Origin of the sequence: Shewanella sp. 10N.286.52.E4 (assembly GCF_041468785.1) — a bacterium.
Lineage (GTDB): Bacteria > Pseudomonadota > Gammaproteobacteria > Enterobacterales > Shewanellaceae > Shewanella > Shewanella electrodiphila.
This window is the reverse complement of the sequence record NZ_JBFRJJ010000047.1, coordinates 57,249-76,225: the sequence shown is the minus strand read 5'-3', so window position 1 is coordinate 76,225 and position 18,977 is coordinate 57,249. Positions and strand designations below refer to the sequence as shown.

16 protein-coding genes are annotated in these 18,977 nt (G+C 41.1%); 9 read left to right on the top strand and 7 right to left on the bottom strand.

What is annotated here, in order from left to right:
• Positions 1-25 precede the first annotated feature (25 nt).
• Positions 26-1,435, top strand: coding sequence for a Trk system potassium transporter TrkA (trkA, locus tag AB4153_RS19975; RefSeq protein WP_102529095.1), 1,410 nt, complete (start codon positions 26-28; stop codon positions 1,433-1,435).
• Positions 1,436-1,441: 6 nt separating this feature from the next.
• The gene (locus AB4153_RS19970) at positions 1,442-2,884 is read left to right on the top strand and encodes a TrkH family potassium uptake protein (RefSeq protein WP_371998467.1); all 1,443 of its coding nucleotides are present in this window, start codon (positions 1,442-1,444) and stop codon (positions 2,882-2,884) included.
• Positions 2,885-2,995: 111 nt separating this feature from the next.
• Here the strand turns inward: AB4153_RS19970 and hemG (AB4153_RS19965) are convergent, their stop codons facing one another.
• Positions 2,996-3,550 carry a menaquinone-dependent protoporphyrinogen IX dehydrogenase gene (gene hemG, locus AB4153_RS19965; protein ID WP_229371019.1) on the bottom strand — a complete coding sequence of 185 codons (555 nt, stop codon included), beginning with the start codon at positions 3,548-3,550 and terminating at the stop codon, positions 2,996-2,998.
• 186 nt (positions 3,551-3,736) lie between these two features.
• On the opposite strand from hemG (AB4153_RS19965), the gene AB4153_RS19960 reads away from it, so the two are divergent.
• The gene (locus AB4153_RS19960) at positions 3,737-4,045 is read left to right on the top strand and encodes a metalloregulator ArsR/SmtB family transcription factor (RefSeq protein ID WP_102529098.1); all 309 of its coding nucleotides are present in this window, start codon (positions 3,737-3,739) and stop codon (positions 4,043-4,045) included.
• Positions 4,046-4,121: 76 nt separating this feature from the next.
• Here AB4153_RS19960 and hemG (AB4153_RS19955) read toward each other — a convergent pair whose 3' ends face one another.
• The 4 genes from hemG (AB4153_RS19955) to pepQ form a co-directional block, all read right to left on the bottom strand.
• Positions 4,122-4,649 (bottom strand): menaquinone-dependent protoporphyrinogen IX dehydrogenase, encoded by a 528-nt coding sequence (hemG, locus tag AB4153_RS19955; RefSeq protein ID WP_102529099.1) that lies wholly within the window; start codon positions 4,647-4,649, stop codon positions 4,122-4,124.
• Between the two features lie 50 nt (positions 4,650-4,699).
• Positions 4,700-6,157 carry a TrkH family potassium uptake protein gene (locus AB4153_RS19950; RefSeq protein WP_102529100.1) on the bottom strand — a complete coding sequence of 486 codons (1,458 nt, stop codon included), beginning with the start codon at positions 6,155-6,157 and terminating at the stop codon, positions 4,700-4,702.
• Positions 6,158-6,252: 95 nt separating this feature from the next.
• A complete protein-coding gene (locus tag AB4153_RS19945) occupies positions 6,253-6,867 on the bottom strand; it encodes a YigZ family protein (protein ID WP_371998466.1) in 615 nt (204 codons plus the stop codon).
• Positions 6,860-8,182, bottom strand: coding sequence for a Xaa-Pro dipeptidase (pepQ, locus tag AB4153_RS19940; protein WP_102529102.1), 1,323 nt, complete (start codon positions 8,180-8,182; stop codon positions 6,860-6,862). The genes AB4153_RS19945 and pepQ overlap by 8 nt, the downstream gene beginning before the upstream one ends.
• A 260-nt stretch (positions 8,183-8,442) precedes the next feature.
• Here pepQ and fadB point away from each other — a divergent pair, with 260 nt between their 5' ends.
• Both fadB and fadA read left to right on the top strand, forming a co-directional pair.
• On the top strand, positions 8,443-10,593 hold the full coding sequence (gene fadB, locus AB4153_RS19935) for a fatty acid oxidation complex subunit alpha FadB (RefSeq protein ID WP_371998465.1): 2,151 nt from the start codon (positions 8,443-8,445) through the stop codon (positions 10,591-10,593).
• 22 nt (positions 10,594-10,615) lie between these two features.
• Entirely contained in the window at positions 10,616-11,785 is a 1,170-nt protein-coding gene (gene fadA / locus AB4153_RS19930; RefSeq protein WP_371998464.1) for an acetyl-CoA C-acyltransferase FadA, read from the top strand.
• A 68-nt stretch (positions 11,786-11,853) separates the two neighbouring features.
• On the opposite strand, the gene AB4153_RS19925 is transcribed toward fadA, so the two are convergent.
• On the bottom strand, positions 11,854-12,684 hold the full coding sequence (locus tag AB4153_RS19925; RefSeq protein ID WP_229371008.1) for an HpaA family protein: 831 nt from the start codon (positions 12,682-12,684) through the stop codon (positions 11,854-11,856).
• A 384-nt stretch (positions 12,685-13,068) separates the two neighbouring features.
• Here AB4153_RS19925 and tusA point away from each other — a divergent pair, with 384 nt between their 5' ends.
• The 3 genes from tusA to AB4153_RS19910 all read left to right on the top strand — a co-directional run bounded on the left by tusA (position 13,069) and on the right by AB4153_RS19910 (position 17,306).
• The gene (tusA, locus tag AB4153_RS19920; protein ID WP_102529105.1) at positions 13,069-13,314 is read left to right on the top strand and encodes a sulfurtransferase TusA; all 246 of its coding nucleotides are present in this window, start codon (positions 13,069-13,071) and stop codon (positions 13,312-13,314) included.
• A 2-nt stretch (positions 13,315-13,316) separates the two neighbouring features.
• Positions 13,317-13,757, top strand: coding sequence for an MOSC domain-containing protein (locus AB4153_RS19915; RefSeq protein ID WP_102529106.1), 441 nt, complete (start codon positions 13,317-13,319; stop codon positions 13,755-13,757).
• Positions 13,758-14,117: 360 nt separating this feature from the next.
• Positions 14,118-17,306, top strand: a complete 3,189-nt coding sequence (locus AB4153_RS19910) for an amidohydrolase family protein (protein WP_371998463.1) — start codon at positions 14,118-14,120, stop codon at positions 17,304-17,306.
• 82 nt (positions 17,307-17,388) lie between these two features.
• On the opposite strand, the gene AB4153_RS19905 is transcribed toward AB4153_RS19910, so the two are convergent.
• Positions 17,389-17,949: a DNA-3-methyladenine glycosylase I gene (locus tag AB4153_RS19905; RefSeq protein WP_371998462.1), complete on the bottom strand. Its 561-nt coding sequence runs from the start codon at positions 17,947-17,949 to the stop codon at positions 17,389-17,391.
• Positions 17,950-18,069: 120 nt separating this feature from the next.
• Here AB4153_RS19905 and glyQ point away from each other — a divergent pair, with 120 nt between their 5' ends.
• Positions 18,070-18,975 carry a glycine--tRNA ligase subunit alpha gene (gene glyQ, locus AB4153_RS19900; RefSeq protein ID WP_102529109.1) on the top strand — a complete coding sequence of 302 codons (906 nt, stop codon included), beginning with the start codon at positions 18,070-18,072 and terminating at the stop codon, positions 18,973-18,975.
• Positions 18,976-18,977: the final 2 nt, after the last annotated feature.

The following is an 18,977-nucleotide window of genomic DNA, read 5'->3' as shown; positions in this document are numbered from 1 at the left end:
TTATAGCAGGGATACCAGCACAGTAATGAAGATTATTATTTTAGGCGCAGGACAAGTGGGCGGTACTCTCGCTGAAAATCTTGTAGGCGAGAACAACGATATCACTCTGGTTGATAATGACCGAACGCGAGTTAAATATTTACAAGATAAGTTCGACTTGCAAACGGTTATTGGCCACGGCGCACATCCTAGTACCTTAAAAAAAGCCGGCGCTGAAGATGCTGACATGCTCATTGCTGTTACCAATAGTGACGAATGTAATATGGCTGCTTGTCATATTGCCTATAGTTTATTTGGTACCCCAACTAAAATTGCACGTATTCGCTCTGAAGCCTATTTAGATCTGCAAGAAAAACTCTTCATCAATACCGAAGTGAAAAGCAGCGATGGCAAAACTCGTGGTGGTTTTGTTATTGATGAATTGATTGCACCAGAGCAACTAGTAACATCTTACATTGAACGCTTAGTGCAATACCCTGGCGCATTACAAGTACTGCAATTCGCTAGAGGTAAACTCAGCCTAGTCGCTGTAAAAGCCTATTATGGGGGCCCTTTAGTCGGGAATGCCCTCGCTGCTTTACGCGAGCATATGCCAAATATTGATACCCGAGTGGCGGCTATTTTCCGAAAAGGCAAAGCCATTATGCCTAGAGGCACGACCATCATCGAAGCCGACGATGAAGTCTTCTTCGTTGCTGACACGCGTCACGTTCGTGCGGTAATGAGTGAAATGCAAAAACTGGATAACTCGTACCGTAATATCATGATTGCCGGCGGGGGTAATATTGGCTTTGGTTTGGCTAAGCGTCTGCAAAAAAATCATTCCGTCAAACTGATTGAACACAGCTTAGAACGCGCAGAAAGCTTGTCTGAAAAGCTCGAGAATTGCACCGTATTTAATGGTGACGCTTCAGACCAAGAATTATTACTTGAAGAGCACATAGATCAAACTGACGTATTTATTGCAGTTACCAATGATGATGAAGCCAATATCATGTCTGCACTTCTGGCAAAGCGCATGGGTGCTAAAAAAGTCATGGTGCTTATTCAGCGTGAAGCCTATGTCGATATAGTTCAAGAAGCGAATATTGATATTGCTATCTCTCCACAACAAACCACCATCTCGGCATTATTAACCCACATTCGCCAAGGCGATATCTGTAATGTTTATTCATTACGACGTGGTGCAGCCGAAGCAATTGAAGCCATTGCCCATGGTAACTCATCCACCTCTAAGGTAGTGGGTAAGCAAATTAGCGATATTAAACTGCCACCGGGGACGACTATTGGTGCCATCGTGCGAAATGATGAAGTGATCATGGGACACGATAAAACCATTATTGAAGAAGGAGATCATGTGATTCTATTCTTAGTGAACAAGAAGTTCATTGGGGATGTAGAAAAGCTATTCCAACCGAGTGCGTTTTTCTTCTAACAACCCATGCTGAATTTAAAGCCGCTGCTGTTTGTTGTTGGCATATTCTTGTCTATTCTCACCGCTTTTATGCTGGTGCCAATGGGGTTTGCACTTTTTTACCACGAAGAAACCATTGGCGACTTTATGATGTCCGGTTTATTTTCCGGCTTAGTCGCCATTTTATGTATTCAGGCTGGCCACACAAAGAAAGTAAAACTCAATATCCGTGACATGTTCTTTTTAACCACAATAACTTGGTTAATTGTCAGTTTATTTGCTGCACTGCCCTTTACGCTTTACCACGGTATTAATTATACCGATGCCTTTTTTGAAACCATGTCTGGGATCACCACAACTGGCTCTACTGTATTATCGGGTCTCGACGACATGGACCACAGCATCTTAATTTGGCGTTCATTATTACAATGGCTTGGTGGCATTGGTTTTATCGTAATGGCGGTGGCGATTTTACCCTTTCTTAATGTTGGTGGTATGCGCTTGTTTCGCACCGAATCTTCCGACTGGGGAGATAAAACGACCCCTCGTACCCAACATATGGCTAAACAACTATTCAAAGTCTATGTGTTACTTACCATCATTTGTGCTTTGGCTTATCACATATCAGGAATGCACTGGTTTGAAGCCATTAATCACGCCATGACCACCCTTTCAACTGGTGGATATTCAACATCCGACAGCTCAATGTCGGCATTTACACCCGCAGCTCACTGGGTCGGCGTATTGTTTATGGCCGCTGGTGGCTTACCTTTATTGATGTTTGTCCAAGCTATTCAGCAGCGGTCATTTAAAGTGTGGAATGATGAGCAGGTGAAAGGCTTCATCAAGTTTATTATGTTTGTCTCTATTAGCCTTGGGACTTGGTTATGGCTTAAGTCCGATATGAATTACCTTGATGCCTTGAGGCTTTCTAGCTTCAATGTGGTTTCAGTGGTAACGACAACGGGATATGGTCTAACGGATTACCAAGCATGGGGAGCATTCGCGAGCCTGACATTTTTGTTTCTGATGTTTGTAGGCAGTTGCTCAGGTTCTACCTCTGGCGGAATAAAAATATTTCGTTTTCAGATCTCAATAAAGGTCATGTACCAACAACTGACACAGCAATTTCACCCACAAGCCGTCATTAAAAAACGCTATAACAATCGCACCATTGATAACGATATTATTCGCTCGATTATGGCGTTCATTATGTTATTCCTGCTGGCGATTCTTTTACTGACAATCATCTTGGTGCTAACTGGTTTAGACGCAGTGACGAGTATTACTGGCGCAGTCACTGCTGTGACTAATGTAGGGCCAGGCTTGGGACCTGTTATCGGCCCTGCAGGAAACTTTTCTAGCTTACCGGATATTGCCAAATGGGCTTTAGCCTTTGGGATGTTATTAGGCCGACTTGAAATAATTACAGTGGCAGTGCTATTTGCACCTAAGTTTTGGAAATACTAGTTTTAGTCTCAACGATAAATATTGACCCAAATTCAGATAATAATGGCAATAAAAAAGGCAGTGCGATTAACGCCCCACCTTTCATTAATATTGCAGATCTAATATATAGTCTTAGCTAACCGCTTCCGAGTTAATCAAGCTAACCACATGATCAGCATAAACCTTCACGTCATCCCAATCGGTGTAATCAATCACAGTCGTTGGATCGGTAGGTCCATCAGTCATTTTCATAATTAAACGAATAGCTAAACTATCGTACCAAGTCCAAGAAGGATAATTGACTTTTCCTGGAATGATTTTCACATCTTGTGGTGTCCAAGGTGAAAGTTCGATAAATTTTTGCAGGTACTTATTATTCTCAGGAATACGCTTTTCAGGTTTGCGCGCAACAACGTTAACGCAAAAGAAGCTATTTGGCTTACTGCTTAATTCTGCTTGGTAGCGAGTAACAAACTCAAAAACAGACTTATGGTATGAGCCATAAAGAACGCAAGCGCCCAACGCAACAGCATCATAGCTAGCCCAATCAATGTCAGCATGATTATTATCAAGAATATTGACCACATCGCACTGATGACCACTCTGTACAATCTGCTCAGCTATCGCACGACTGATTTGCGCCGTATGACCGCCTCTTGAGTAATAAATCACTAATGTTTTTGCCATTTTCACACCGATGGTTGCGTTAGTAGGCAATCATTGTGGCAAAAAAAGCCATTGCAATCGTCCTCTTTGATCACAAATTAGAAATGACTCATATATTTGAACAATAAAATTGAGATCTGTGTTAGCCAGCAGTATGATGCCACTTAAGTAATAAATTTAATGTATTTACTCAGGTAAGGTATATAGATGTCTGAAAATATTGATGTAGATTCGATGCTAGGTAATGCGGAAATGGCAGCCAAGTGGCTAAAAGCGATTGCGAACCCATACCGTTTGATGATCTTGTGTTTATTACTCGACAAAGAGCACAGCGTGACAGAGTTGAATGACAAGGTACCATTGAGTCAATCAGCGTTATCACAACACCTTGCAGTGATCCGAGCTCAGGACTTAGTCAATACGCGTAAAAGTTCGCAAAATGTTTACTACACATTAAAAAATGAAGAAGTGACTGAGGTTATTTCGATTCTGCACCGTTTATATTGCGCTAAATAAGCATCTTGTAGCTTAGGCTTTAGCGACTAAAATGCTATCAAAGCCTAAGTGAGTCATTACAGCGAACACTGAAAAATTACAGCCGCTTAAACTCGTTAGCGAATGCTTCAACCTTATCCCAATTGGTAAACTCATAAGTTCCCGTGGTATCTGTAGGCCCTTTGGTCATCCACATAATAAAACGGATCATCACTCTATCCACAGTGCGATATTTCGGATAATCAATCTTGCCAGCAAATACCCCTAGTAACGCAGGTGTCCAACTAGACAGTGTGAGAAACTTTTGCATATATGGATTGGTTTCTGGTGTATTTTTTTCAGGTTTTCTAGCGACGACATTAACGGTAAAAAATGCTGTTTTTACACCATCCAATACAGCTCTGTGCTGAGCAATAAACTCAAATAATGCGGGTCGATGCTTGCCATATCTAATGCTAGCGCCGATTAAAATCTTATCAAAACTGCTAAGTGCCAATTCGCTCGCTTGTTCTAATGACACTATGGTCACTTGTTCATTTTCAGCGCTTAAGTGCTGTTTGATTTTTTCACATATTGCCAGTGTTTGGCCATCAACAGTTGAGTAAATAATAAGGTTGTTCGACATTTTAATTCCTTGTAAATAGCCATTCCCTGTCAGTGAACATAAGGTATAAATTAGTTTTTCCAGAAAGTCGGTGTAAACAAGACTAACAAGGTAAACACTTCAAGACGACCAAATAGCATCGCGAGTACTAACACCCATTTAGCGCCATCAGTCACGCTGGCATAGTTACTGGCCACATCACCTAAACCTGGGCCGAGGTTATTAATGCTGGCTGCTGTGGCACTAAATGCGGTAATGGCATCCATTTCCATCGCCATTAGCAACACCATACAAACGACAAACACTAACGCATAAGCCGAGAAGAACCCCCACACCGCATCAATCACCCGATCAGGTAATGCTGACTTGCCAATACGAATAGAGTACATAGCTTTAGGGTGAATAAGACGCTTCATCTCGCGGGAGCCTTGCAGCAATAACAGCACAAATCGAATGACTTTCATGCCGCCACCGGTTGAACCAGCACAGCCACCAATAAAGCTTGAAAAGATAAGTAAGATGGGGAGAAACAATGGCCAGGTATGGAAGCTTTCTGTACCAAAACCAGCGGTAGTTGAAATCGATACCACTTGGAAAAAGGCATAATCTAATGTTTGTTCTGGACTATCGTAAATACCTGAGCGATATAAGGTCGCAAAACAAATGGCAGTTAACACTAATTGAATACCAATGAGTGCTTTAAATTCAGCATCACGAAAATAGACTTTAAAGTTAATCCCACGCCAACTAAACGCAGCAAAGTGCAAACTAAAGTTCACTGCGGCAATCAATAAAAATACAGCACAAATGACATTAATTAGTGGGCTATCGAAGTAGCCAATACTGGCGTCATGGGTCGAGAAACCGCCTATGGCAATGGTTGAAAATGAATGACAAATAGCATCAAAAGCACTCATACCAGCAAAGTAAAATGCTGTCGCACAAGCAACTGTGAGCAATAAGTAAATATACCAAAGCGCTTTAGCGGTTTCGGCAATTCTCGGTTTCATCTTACTGTCTTTCACAGGTCCTGGAATTTCAGCTTTATACAGCTGCATGCCACCAATACCTAATAACGGCAAAATCGCTACTGCAAGTACAATGATACCCATACCGCCCATCCACTGCAGTAAATGCCGGTAAAACAAAATGGCTTTTGGTAAGTCATCAAGGCCGACAATAACAGTCGCACCTGTGGTGGTTAAAGCTGAGAAGGATTCAAAAAAGCTGTCAGTCCAGCTTAAGTTGGGTTCAGTAGAAAAGATAAAAGGCAAAGCACCGATAGAACCCAGTACCGTCCAAAATAACACGACGATTAAAAAGCCTTCGCGGGTGCGTAAATCACCTTTTTCGCGGCGGTTGGGGTACCACAATAAAAAACCAAGAAACAAACTGACACAGAATGCCTGAATAAAAGCAGTCCCGCCGCCATCTTTATAAAGAATAGCCACTAATGAAGGCGGTAACATGGTGATAGAAAATAATCCCATCAACAAGCCGGTAATTCTGATGATAGTTTTATATTGCATTGATTATTATTGTACTAGTTTGCATAGCATTGGATTCATTCAGCATTATGTTAACGGCTATTTAACGTTATATTTTGGCATACTTTCTAGCCCTATCAAACGTTAAACTTTGCTTTAAGCTGGCCTTGTGTTTGCGTGGCTAATTCTCGATTAAAATCATCATGAAATGTTTTCGCTATTTCAAACTCAACTTCTATCGCATCAGTAAAAACTTTATTGATAATAACGCCATCAAATTGGTTAATCAGATATTCCACATTATTGAGCTGCGGATAACTGCAAATGAGCGATGATGAATAACGGATATACTTGGTGACAGTTGCTAATTCGGGTAACCCCGATTTAATCCCGGATGAATAAGCGCGAACTAAACCGCCAACACCCAACTTAGTACCACCAAAATAGCGCACCACAACCGCGCCTATTTCACCAATATCAGAGCCTTGAAGCGTCGCCAACATAGGACGTCCTGCACTCCCAGCGGGTTCACCATCATCACTACTGCCAATAGCAATACTATTTTGAGGATCGGACGCCACAAAAGCATAGCAATAATGATTTGCGCCTGGGTATTCGACCTTTAAGTTAGTAAGTGCACACTTTAGCTCTATTTCACTACAGCAGTGAAACAGCACTGTAATGAAACGGCTATGTTTAATATCTTCCTCAATCGTTAATGTTTGATTGGGAATTAAGTATTGTTCAGTCAACCAGGCCTAGCTCTCGTGTCATATTCTCATTATGGTCTTGATGAACAATAACATTATCTTCAATACGAATACCGCCATATGGACGCAATTCATTAACCATATCCCAATTTACTTGCGATTGGCGTTTATCGGCTTTTAATTCGCCTAATAATGAATCGATAATATATATACCCGGCTCGATAGTGAACACTTGGTTGGCTTGTATTTCACGAGTACAACGAAGGAATGGATGTCCATCCGGAGTTGGAATATGCGTTCCACGTTCATCATGTGCAAAACCGCCCATATCGTGTACCTGTAACCCCAGCATATGGCCTAAACCATGAGGGAAGAACACGCTAGTAATACCTTGTTCCACTAATCCCTCAGCATCACCTTTGGCGATATCAAAATCCAGCATCAACTGTGCGAGCTTGGCATGAGTAGTAAGATGAAGGTCAGTATATTTAACGCCTGGCTTCATTAAGTCGACAATAGCTAACTGCAACTTGTTCATTTCGACAATCAACTCATAAAAACGATTCTTCTCAAATGAATAAGTGCGGGTAATATCTGATGCATAACCGTTATAGTTAGCACCTGCATCAATCAAAAATGATAGACGCGGTGATGGGATCTGATGCTCAAGTGCTGTGTAATGCAAAATGGCAGCATTTTGATTAAGGGCAACAATATTGCCATACGGTACTTCGTTTTCAGTTTGACCAATCGCTGACAAGTATTGCTGCTGGATTTCAAACTCACTGCCACCATTATAAAAAGCATTCTTAGCAGCTAGATGCCCTTTTACTGCGATTTGGTTAGCGCGGCGAAGACATTCTAATTCGTACTGTGTTTTATCAGCACGATGAAAATGCAGGTAATTCAAAACAGAGTCAGGATTACGCTTACTCATACCTAATACTTCAGCGACATCAAGGTGCTCACCTATATATGCCCACTCTGCAATATTAGAAGGTAATAACTCAGCAACTCGGTCAGCTTTGGTTAATAATTTAATATCGAAATGTTCAGCCCAAAAATCATTTGGCTCATCACTGACTTTATGCCAGAAATCCACTGGACGATAAAAAATTAATTGCGGCTTATCTACACCGTTCGCGACAACCCAACAGTTTGGATTATCAAGCACTGGTAGCCACGCCTTAAATTGCGGGTTTACTTTGAATGGATAGCTTAAGTCGTCTAAAAACTGGCGATGAGCTTGGCCTGAATGTATCACTAAGCCAGCCAATTGTTCTCGAGAGACGATTTCGGCAACACGACGATTTAATTCTGCAATGTGAGCATGATAAAAATTAGCTAGCTGATCCATTTTTGCTATCCCTATGATGTTATTTTTCTTGTTTAAGAACCTGTGAAGTGTATCACAAAGGACAAAAATGCCTCTAGCAGAGAAAAATTTAAACGGACGTTTAAATTGAGTGTTGTAATTTATCTCATTTCGTCGCACACTGTTTGGCAACTGGTCAAATGATGGCCGTCGCTGCTGTGATAAAAAGCTAGATATCAAAGCTAAATAACAACACAGTAATTGTGATGTAGAAGTCGCTTTTAGCAAAAAGGAAGCAAGCAATGATCTACCAAAGTCCTACAATTCAAGTAGAGTTATTAGAGGATAACATTGCCAAGTTGTGTTTCGATGCACCTGGTTCAGTGAACAAATTCGATAAAGAAACTCTCTCTTCATTAGATGCCGCTCTTGAGAGCATCAAACAAAACACAAGTATTCAAGGTTTATTAGTAACATCAGGTAAAAGCACCTTTATTGTTGGTGCAGATATTACTGAATTCTTAGGTTTGTTCGAACTTGACGATGCAACGCTATTAACTTGGGTTGAACAAGCTAGTGCGGTATTTGATAAACTTGAAGATTTACCTTTCCCAACAGCCTCTGCTGTTAACGGGTTTGCTCTTGGTGGTGGTTGTGAAGCCATTCTTGCAACTGATTTACGTATCGCAGATACCAATGCTCGTATTGGTTTACCAGAAACCAAATTAGGCTTAATTCCTGGTTTTGGTGGCACAGTTCGTTTACCTCGCATCATAGGTGCAGATAACGCACTTGAGTGGATAACCACAGGTAAAGACCAACGTCCAGAAGCGGCATTAAAAGTTGGCGCAATTGACGCTGTAGTGGCTCCAGAAAACCTTGAAGCAGCGGCACTGCAGATGCTTAAAGATGCCATCACTGAAAAGCTAGATTGGCAATCTCGTCGTAACCGCAAGCTTAAGGCATTAACATTACCAAAGCTTGAAGCAATGATGTCATTCGCCACAGCTAAAGGCATGGTATTTAAAGTTGCAGGCAAACACTACCCAGCACCAATGATGGCTGTGAGTGTGATAGAACAAGCAGCAACGCTTGACCGTGCAGAAGCCCTTAAAGTTGAAAACAAAGCTTTCATCAAATTGGCTAAAACCGACGTTGCGACCTCACTGATTGGTATTTTCTTAAACGACCAATTTGTAAAAGGTAAAGCGAAAAAAGCAGGTAAACTTGCTAAGAAAGTGAACAGTGCAGCCGTATTAGGCGCTGGTATCATGGGCGGCGGTATTGCTTATCAAAGCGCAAGTAAAGGCACGCCGATTGTCATGAAAGACATCGCACAACCTGCATTAGATTTAGGCTTAGGCGAAGCAGCTAAGTTACTAACGGCACAAGTTAAACGTGGCCGCTCTACTCCAGCTAAAATGGCTGCAGTATTAAACAACATCACGCCAGCTTTAGATTACGCACCAGTAAAAGATGCTGACGTTATTGTTGAAGCAGTCGTTGAGCATCCAAAAGTGAAAGCATCTGTATTAGCAGAAGTAGAAGGCTATGTTGCTGATGACGCTATCATCGCGTCAAACACGTCTACTATTTCCATTAACCTACTTGCTAAGAGCATGAAGAAACCAGAGCGTTTCTGTGGAATGCATTTCTTTAACCCTGTGCATAAAATGCCGTTGGTTGAAGTCATCCGCGGTGAAAACTCTTCTGAAGAAACGATTGCTTCAGTAGTGGCATACGCAAGCAAAATGGGCAAAACACCAATCGTTGTTAACGACTGTCCAGGTTTCTTTGTTAACCGAGTTTTATTCCCATACTTTGCAGGCTTCAGCGGTTTATTAGCCGACGGTGCTGACTTTGCTAAAGTAGATAAAGTGATGGAGAAACAGTTCGGTTGGCCAATGGGCCCAGCTTATTTGCTTGATGTTGTTGGTCTAGATACTGGTCATCATGCACAAGCGGTAATGGCTGAAGGTTTCCCTGACCGCATGGGTAAAAATGGCAAAGATGCTATCGACATTATGTTTGAAAGCGAACGCTTTGGTCAGAAAAACACTAAAGGTTTCTATGCTTACTCTGTTGACCGTCGTGGTAAGCCAAAGAAAGATTTAGACCCTACCAGTTACCAATTATTGGCTAAAGAGTTCGGTGAGCTAAAAGAGTTTGAAGCAGATGAGATCATCGCACGCTGTATGATCCCAATGGTTATCGAAACAGTTCGTTGTTTAGAAGAAGGCATTATTGCTTCTCCTGCTGAAGGCGATATGGGCCTCGTTTACGGTATTGGCTTCCCACCATTTAGAGGCGGTGTATTCCGTTACCTAGATACTATGGGTGTGGCTAACTTTGTCGCGATGGCAGACAAATTTGCCCACTTAGGTGGTCTATATCAAGTGACTGATGCAATGCGCGAGCTTGCAGCCACTAACGGCACATACTACCCAGCCTAATTAGCAGTAAAGGAATATCATCATGAAAAACGCTGTAATCGTAGACTGCATTCGTACTCCGATGGGCCGCTCTAAGGCTGGAGTATTTAGAAATGTACGTGCAGAAACCCTTTCTGCTGAACTAATGAAATCATTATTAAGCCGCAACAGTAAGCTTGATCCAAATGATATCGAAGATGTTATCTGGGGTTGTGTACAACAAACTCTAGAACAAGGTTTTAATATCGCCCGTAATGCTGCGCTATTAGCTGGCATTCCAAAAACAGCCGGTGCTGTTACGGTAAACCGTTTATGTGGTTCATCAATGGATGCACTTCATCAAGCAACGCGAGCCATTATGACAGGCCAAGGCGATACCTTTATCGTTGGTGGTGTTGAGCATATGGGCCATGTACCAATGAATCACGGTGTCGATTTCCATCCAGGCCTTGCAAGCAATGTTGCTAAAGCATCTGGCATGATGGGCTTAACCGCTGAAATGCTTGGCAAGATGCACGGTATCACTCGTGAACAACAAGATGCATTTGCAGTTCGTTCTCATCAACGTGCTCATGCTGCTACTGTTGAAGGTCGTTTTGATAACGAAATCGTACCTATTGAAGGTCATGACGCAAATGGTGCGTTAATTAAAGTGACTCATGATGAAGTGATTCGTCCTGAGACATCACTTGAATCACTTTCAGGATTACGCCCAGCATTTGACCCAGCTAACGGTACAGTGACAGCCGGTACTTCATCAGCATTATCTGATGGCGCTTCGGCAATGTTAGTTATGGAAGAAGAAAAAGCCAAAGCATTAGGTTTACCTATCCGAGCTCGAATTCGTTCAATGGCTGTAGCCGGCTGTGATGCTGCAATCATGGGTTATGGCCCAGTGCCAGCAACAAAGAAAGCATTAGCTCGTGCAGGTCTAACTATTGATGATATGGATGTGATTGAATTAAACGAAGCATTCGCAGCACAGTCTCTTCCATGCGTTAAGGATTTAGGCCTTACTGATGTGGTTGACGAAAAAGTTAACTTAAATGGCGGCGCAATTTCTCTTGGTCATCCACTAGGTTGTTCAGGAACGCGTATCTCAACAACGTTGATTAACTTAATGGAAGCTAAAGATGCAAAATATGGTCTAGCAACTATGTGTATTGGTTTAGGCCAAGGTATCGCAACGATTTTTGAGCGTGTTGATAGCTAAAAAATAAATGTAAATAAAAAGCCGCTTCACAAATTAATTGTGTAGCGGCTGTTTTTGTAATTCAAATATTAGTAACGCTTGATAGCTTTTAACTCACGAATATCAGCTTCAAAACTCTGAATTTCTTCAGCTGACACATATTTCTTTAATTGAACCATAGAGCCTTGGTAAAATTTTGTCATCGCATCGGCATAAGCTTTATCGACGTTATTAACCAAAACATCTGGCTTGCTAGCATGTTTCATTGCTCCGCCAATTGCCCCACCAATAATACCACTTCCACCTGCTTTAGTTTCCCATTGAATAATATACTCTTCAGAGATATTTAACTTAGTTAGATCAACTCTCTTTTGAGACATAACCTGTCCTGTTAATGGCTCAATAAACTTTAGAATAAATGAACCGTCAATTTTTATGGTTCCAGTTTCTTGCGCATAAGACGAAAAACTTTCCTTATTAACGTTTGCTTTACCAACTTTAATATCAAACTGTGGAACGATAGCTAAATAGCTATTCTTCTTGTCACCATAGGTTATCTCATCAAAAGTTTCGTATGGTCCAGAATAGGTAAAACCTTTACGCGTTATTAAAGTCTCAACACCATTTTGAAAAGCGCTTCTTACTTTTGCATTGTAATTTAAGCGTACAGCTTCAAAATTGTCATTTCGTGAAGGACGACTTAAACCAAATTGATTTAACATTGCATTTTGTGCAGATACACGCTGCTCGTAAGTAGTAATTACTCCACCTGGTTTAACAATTGCAATTTTCTTATCGACAGATGCTTGTTGGGCACCAAAATCAAAATTGGTATCTACGACTCCAGATTCATTTTTTACCGGAATGGCTGAGCAGGCTGAAAGTGATAATACCGCTAGAGTTAAAACTATTTTCTTCATGAGACATATTCCCTTATCTTAATTAACAAACGCCTAGCATCGTACACCATAAGTATTAACCCAAACAGTTTTATAAGGAGTTTAGCATTTGAATTCAGTAACTTAAAAAAACTAAAAAAAGTGTAATATTCTATTTATTTATCGACTTTGAATTATTAACCTAAAAAAAATACATGAATGAAATTAAATTCTGAAAATAGTATTGTGAATTAGAGATAAACGAGGTGTTACATATTGTATCTGCGAAGTCAGTTGTGTTTCACGTGGAACATCCTGTGTTAGTTCACGAAATACTAATAAAGCTATGTTTCAGCACTTGCAACAGGCTTTAACCAGAGTAAAATTAGCGCAATTATTGTTAGCTAGTCGTATATAAGAGTTAGTATGAGCGAAATATTTTCAACAGCAGAACATCATTTAGACGCCCTAGGTCTACGTTGTCCAGAGCCCGTAATGATGATCCGTAAAACCGTGCGTAAGATGGCCGAAGGTGAAACCTTACTTATTACTGCTGATGATCCTGCAACCACCCGTGATATCCCAAGCTTCTGTGAGTTCATGGATCACACCCTCATTGCCAGCGATACTCAGAAAACGCCATACAAATATATGATAAAAAAAGGACTTTAATCATGTCAGCACTAAAAGCTATTGCTTATAAAACAGCTAAAAAAGGCAAAATGAACCCTGTCTTTTGTGCCAATGTAAGTTTGCTTCGTGGTGTTGAAAATGATGTATTCGGTCGACCAGGCAAACGACAAGTTACTGTCATGTCAGTTGAGCAATGGCAAATAGCTTGTCAGGAAATTAATGCTGATTTAGATTGGCTAACAAGACGAGCTAATATTTTAATCGACGACTATCAGTTTAGCGCTGATGATGTCGGTAAAGTGATTTCAATTGGCGACGATGTTAGCTTAATTATCACTGGCGAAACCGACCCTTGTGCCAAAATGGAAATTGCACACCCAGGTCTTGAACAAGCATTACTACCCCAGTGGCGAGGCGGTGTTACCTGTAAAGTTGTCACAGAAGGGCTAATTCAAGTAGAGGATACAGTTCGTATTCGATAAGGTCATTTATTAATAAAAGCTGATTAATAAAAGCTGATTAACAATAACACCGTTTAACAACACACTGGACCAAAACGAAAACCCACACTTTTTTTAATCCAATCAGCATGCCCATTAATTATTCATCAAGCTAAAAACGACTCTTCAACGTCTAAACAATAAGCTAAACCATCAACACCCTTCTGTATTAATCCTGAATAATTCAAATCGCTTTTGTACTGTCATCATTTGAAACAGAAAAACTGTTTAGTTCTTGGTTAATTTATGCGATAAATATCATCAGTTTTACAACTCGCAAACAACACTCGATTAATAAAAGTATAACTCGACCTTATAACGATAATCATAAATGGACTGTGCATGTTTACCTCAAAAATAAAACCTCTCTACACTGCTATTGCGCTTAGCTTAGCGAGTGCTTCATTAGCTGTTAACGCAGCAGATGAAACCGAAAAATGGCAAGTGAATGCGCCAGCTAATGCGCCTTTAGAAAAACTACAAATTGATGTTACTGAAGGTACATGGATGAATGTCAGCGTTTCACCTGACGGCAAAACCATCGTATTTGACCTATTAGGCGATATTTATCAGATGCCTATTAGTGGCGGAGAAGCCAAAAAGCTCGCCTCAGGCATTGCTTGGCAAATGCAACCTGTCTATAGCCCTGATGGCAAACAAATCGCTTTTACATCGGATGAAGATGGCGGCGATAATATTTGGGTAATGAATGCTGATGGCAGTAACCAAAGAGCAGTCACCTCAGAAACATTCCGTTTATTAAACAGTCCTGCATGGAGTCCTGACTCACAATACCTTGTTGCACGTAAACACTTTACCGCCAGTCGCAGCTTAGGTGCTGGTGAAGTGTGGATGTATCACGTTGCGGGTGGCGAAGGTGTAAAACTAACAGAGCGCCCTAACGATCAAAAAGATTTAGGCGAACCCGCTTACTCTCCTGATGGCCGATATATTTACTTCAGCCAAGATGCTACGCCAGGTAAAACGTTCCATTACTCAAAAGATTCTGTAAAAGGAATTTATAAAATTAAACGCTACGATACTCAAACTGGTGATATCGAAGTCTTGATTGAAGGTACTGGCGGTGCAATCCGACCTACACCAAGTCCTGATGGCACTAAGCTCGCCTATATTAAACGTGATGGTTTCCAGTCGACATTGTATTTATTGGATTTAAAATCAGGTAAACACACTAAACTTTACGATAATCTTGATCGTGACATGCAAGAAACATGGGCTATCCATGGCGTATACCCAACCATGTCTTGGACTCAAGATAACGAAGAAATCGTATTTTGGGCAAAAGGTAAAATTAATAAACTCAATGTTGAAGACAAAGAAGTCAGTAATATTCCTTTTTCAGTCAAAACAGAGTTAGATGTTCAACCTTCTGTTCGTTTTACTCAAAATCTAGATCAAGATGAGTTTGATGTAAAAATGCTACGTATGGCACAGGTATCACCTAATGGTGAGAAAGTAGTATTCGAAGCATTGGGTAAGCTTTGGGTTCGTGATATTGAAGACGGAAAACGTAAACGCTTAACTCGTCTAGATGACGATGTTAATGAACTATTCCCGCAATGGTCACGTGATGGTAAGAACATTGTCTTCACGACTTGGAATGACCAGGACCAAGGCACTGTCAGTATTGTCAGTGCTAAAGGTGGCCGTAGCAAAGAGTTAACCAGTGAGCCAGGCAAGTACGTTGAACCTACCTTTTCTCCTGATGGTAAAACGGTTGTATACCGAAAAGCCAAAGGCGGCTATATGACGCCTCGAACTTGGTCACAAGAACCAGGTTTATATAAGGTAGATTTAAAGAAAAAGAACAACATCAAAATAACCGCTAGTGGTTACCAACCGCAATTTGGTGCTGACTCAACACGTGTATTCTTCATGGATTATGGCGAAACACCTGAATTATCTTCTATCAGTTTAGATGGATTTGAAAAGCGTACTCATTATACCAGCGAGCATGCAACGGAGTTCCGTGTATCACCTAACGGAGAACATTTAGCATTTTCTGAACGTTTCCGTGTATACGTTACGCCATTTGCTAAACATGGTGAAACAGTTCGGATTAGCCCTAAAGCAACTAACCTACCTGTAACTCAGTTAAGTGTACGCGCAGGTGAAAGTATTAGCTGGAACAATAAGAGTAACGAACTTTATTGGACCCTTGGCCCAGATCTATATCAAGCCGCTATTGATACCCAATATGCTAAGACAGAAGATGAAGTTAAACCAAGCATTACTGCCATTGGCTTCAAAGAAAAAGCAGATGTTCCACGTGGAACAATCGCTTTTGTTGGCGGCAAAATCATTACTATGGAAAACGACCAAGTCATCGATAATGGTGTTGTCATCATTACAAACAACAAAATTGTTAGTGTCGGTGATGCCAACGTGACAATTCCTAAAGGTGCACAAGTTATCGATATTAAAGGCAAAACATTAATGCCTGGTTTATTCGATGCTCACGCACATGGTGGACAAGCTGATGATGAAATTATTCCTCAGCAGAATTGGCAACTATACTCTGGCCTGTCATTAGGTGTTACAGCAATTCATGATCCATCAAATGATACCACTGAAATATTTGCAGCTTCAGAGCAGCAAAAAGCCGGTAACATTGTTGGCCCACGTATATTCTCGACCGGTACAATTTTATATGGTGCCAATGCTCCTGGTTATACGTCTCATGTTGACTCACTGGATGATGCCAAGTTCCATTTGGAGCGCTTAAAGAAAGTCGGTGCTTTTAGTGTGAAAAGTTATAACCAACCACGTCGTAACCAACGTCAGCAAGTTATCCAAGCTGCACGTGAACTTGAAATGATGGTTGTGCCTGAAGGCGGAAGCTTACTTCAACACAATTTATCAATGATTGCCGATGGTCATACGACAATCGAACATTCACTTCCTGCAGGTTCAATCTACAGTGATATCAAACAGTTCTGGAGCCAAACTGAAGTTGCTTACACGCCGACATTAGTTGTCGCTTATGGCGGTATTTCAGGAGAGCATTACTGGTATGACAAAACTGACGTATGGGCTCATCCTCGCTTAAGTATGTACGTACCAAGTGATATCTTGAATGCTCGCTCAATGCGCAGAACCAAAGCACCTGATGAACATTACAATCATTTCAATGTCGCCCGTGTCGCCAATGAATTAAATGAAATAGGTATTCATCCAAACATTGGTGCTCATGGTCAACGTGAGGGTTTAGCAGCACATTGGGAAATGTGGATGTTTGCCCAAGGCGGGATGAGCAATATGGATGTATTGAAAACAGCCACAATTAACCCAGCGAAAACCTTTGGAATGGATCATCAGATTGGTTCAATCAAAGAAGGAAAATTAGCTGATATCATTGTCATTGATGGTGATCCACTAGCGGACATCAGAGTAACTGATAAAGTGACTTATACCATGGCAAACGGCAAATTATACAATGCTGAATCCATGAACCAGTTAAATGGCGATGAAGTTAAGCGTAAACCATTTTTCTTTGAAACCACTAAATAGTAACTATCCAGCTACTAGATAACAAAAAGGGATGTTCCACGTGGAACATCCCTTTTTTATATAAAGATTATTGACCTAAAAATCACTTTCCATAACGAAAACAGTCTGTTGTATGGTCATTAATCATCCCTACCGCTTGCATAAATGCATAACAAATTGTCGGTCCAACAAAATTAAAACCGAGATTTTTTAAGGCTTTAGACATGGCTTCAGATTCAGGTGTTTGCGCTGGCACTTCTGACATAGTCGCGAAGTGATTAATTTTCGGCTCACCTCCGACAAACTCCCACAGAAACTTTGAAAAGTCATTTCCTTGTTCCACAAAAGCCAAATAGGCTTTAGCATTTTTGATGATAGAATTCACTTTCAAACGGTTTCTAACTATCCCAGGGTTAAGTAATAACTCCTCTACTTTAGCATCGTCAAAAGTGGCAATGACTTTAGGATCGAAGTTAGCAAACAAGTCTTGGTAATTGTGCTGCTTCTTTAAAATAGTTATCCAAGATAATCCAGCTTGTTGGCCATCAAGGCACAGCTTCTCAAATAACACGATGGGATCATAAACAGGCCTTCCCCAAACGTTATCATGATAATCGATATAAAGCGGGTCGTTACTCAACCAAGCACAGCGTTTCAGATCCATTTGTATAGCCCATTTAAATTTTTAATCTCTACGTTAAAAAATAACCTACATCTGTATTAATCTACAAGGTATAATCAAAACCATTTTCTATTTTTAGCCTCAACCAGTAGATAAGCGGACATGACGACGAAACACGACGTAAAGACATTCCAGGGCTTCATTATGACCCTGCAGGAATACTGGGCGCAGCAAGGTTGCGCAATCGTTCAACCATTGGACATGGAAGTGGGTGCAGGTACATTCCACCCGATGACATTTTTGCGTTCATTAGGCCCGGAGCCAATGAGCAGCGCATATGTGCAACCATGTCGCCGACCTACCGATGGCCGCTACGGTGAAAACCCTAACCGCCTACAACATTACTACCAATTCCAAGTAGTGCTTAAGCCTTCTCCAAGTAACATTCAAGAGTTATATCTTGGTTCTTTAGAAGCACTAGGTGTGGATATGGGCGTTCATGACGTGCGTTTTGTTGAAGATAACTGGGAGTCGCCAACACTAGGTGCTTGGGGCTTAGGTTGGGAAGTTTGGTTAAACGGTATGGAAGTATCGCAATTTACCTATTTCCAACAAGTCGGTGGTATTGAGTGTAAGCCAGTCACTGGTGAAATCACCTATGGTCTAGAACGTCTTGCGATGTATATCCAAGAAGTTGACAGTGTTTATGATCTTGTCTGGACTGATGGCCCGATGGGCAAAGTGATGTACGGCGATATTTTCCATCAAAATGAAGTTGAGCAATCAACTTACAACTTCGAACACGCTGATGTTGAAGTGCTATTTAAGCAATTTGATGATTGTGAAAAAGCCTGCCAGAAATTATTAACCCTAGAAAAACCTTTACCATTGCCAGCTTACGAGCAAGTAATGAAAGCCTCTCATGCATTTAACTTACTTGATGCGCGCCATGCAATTTCGGTTACAGAACGTCAACGCTATATTTTGCGTGTACGTACTATGGCAAAAGGTGTTGCTGAATCTTATTACCAAGCACGTGAAGCGCTTGGTTTCCCAATGTGTAAGTAGAG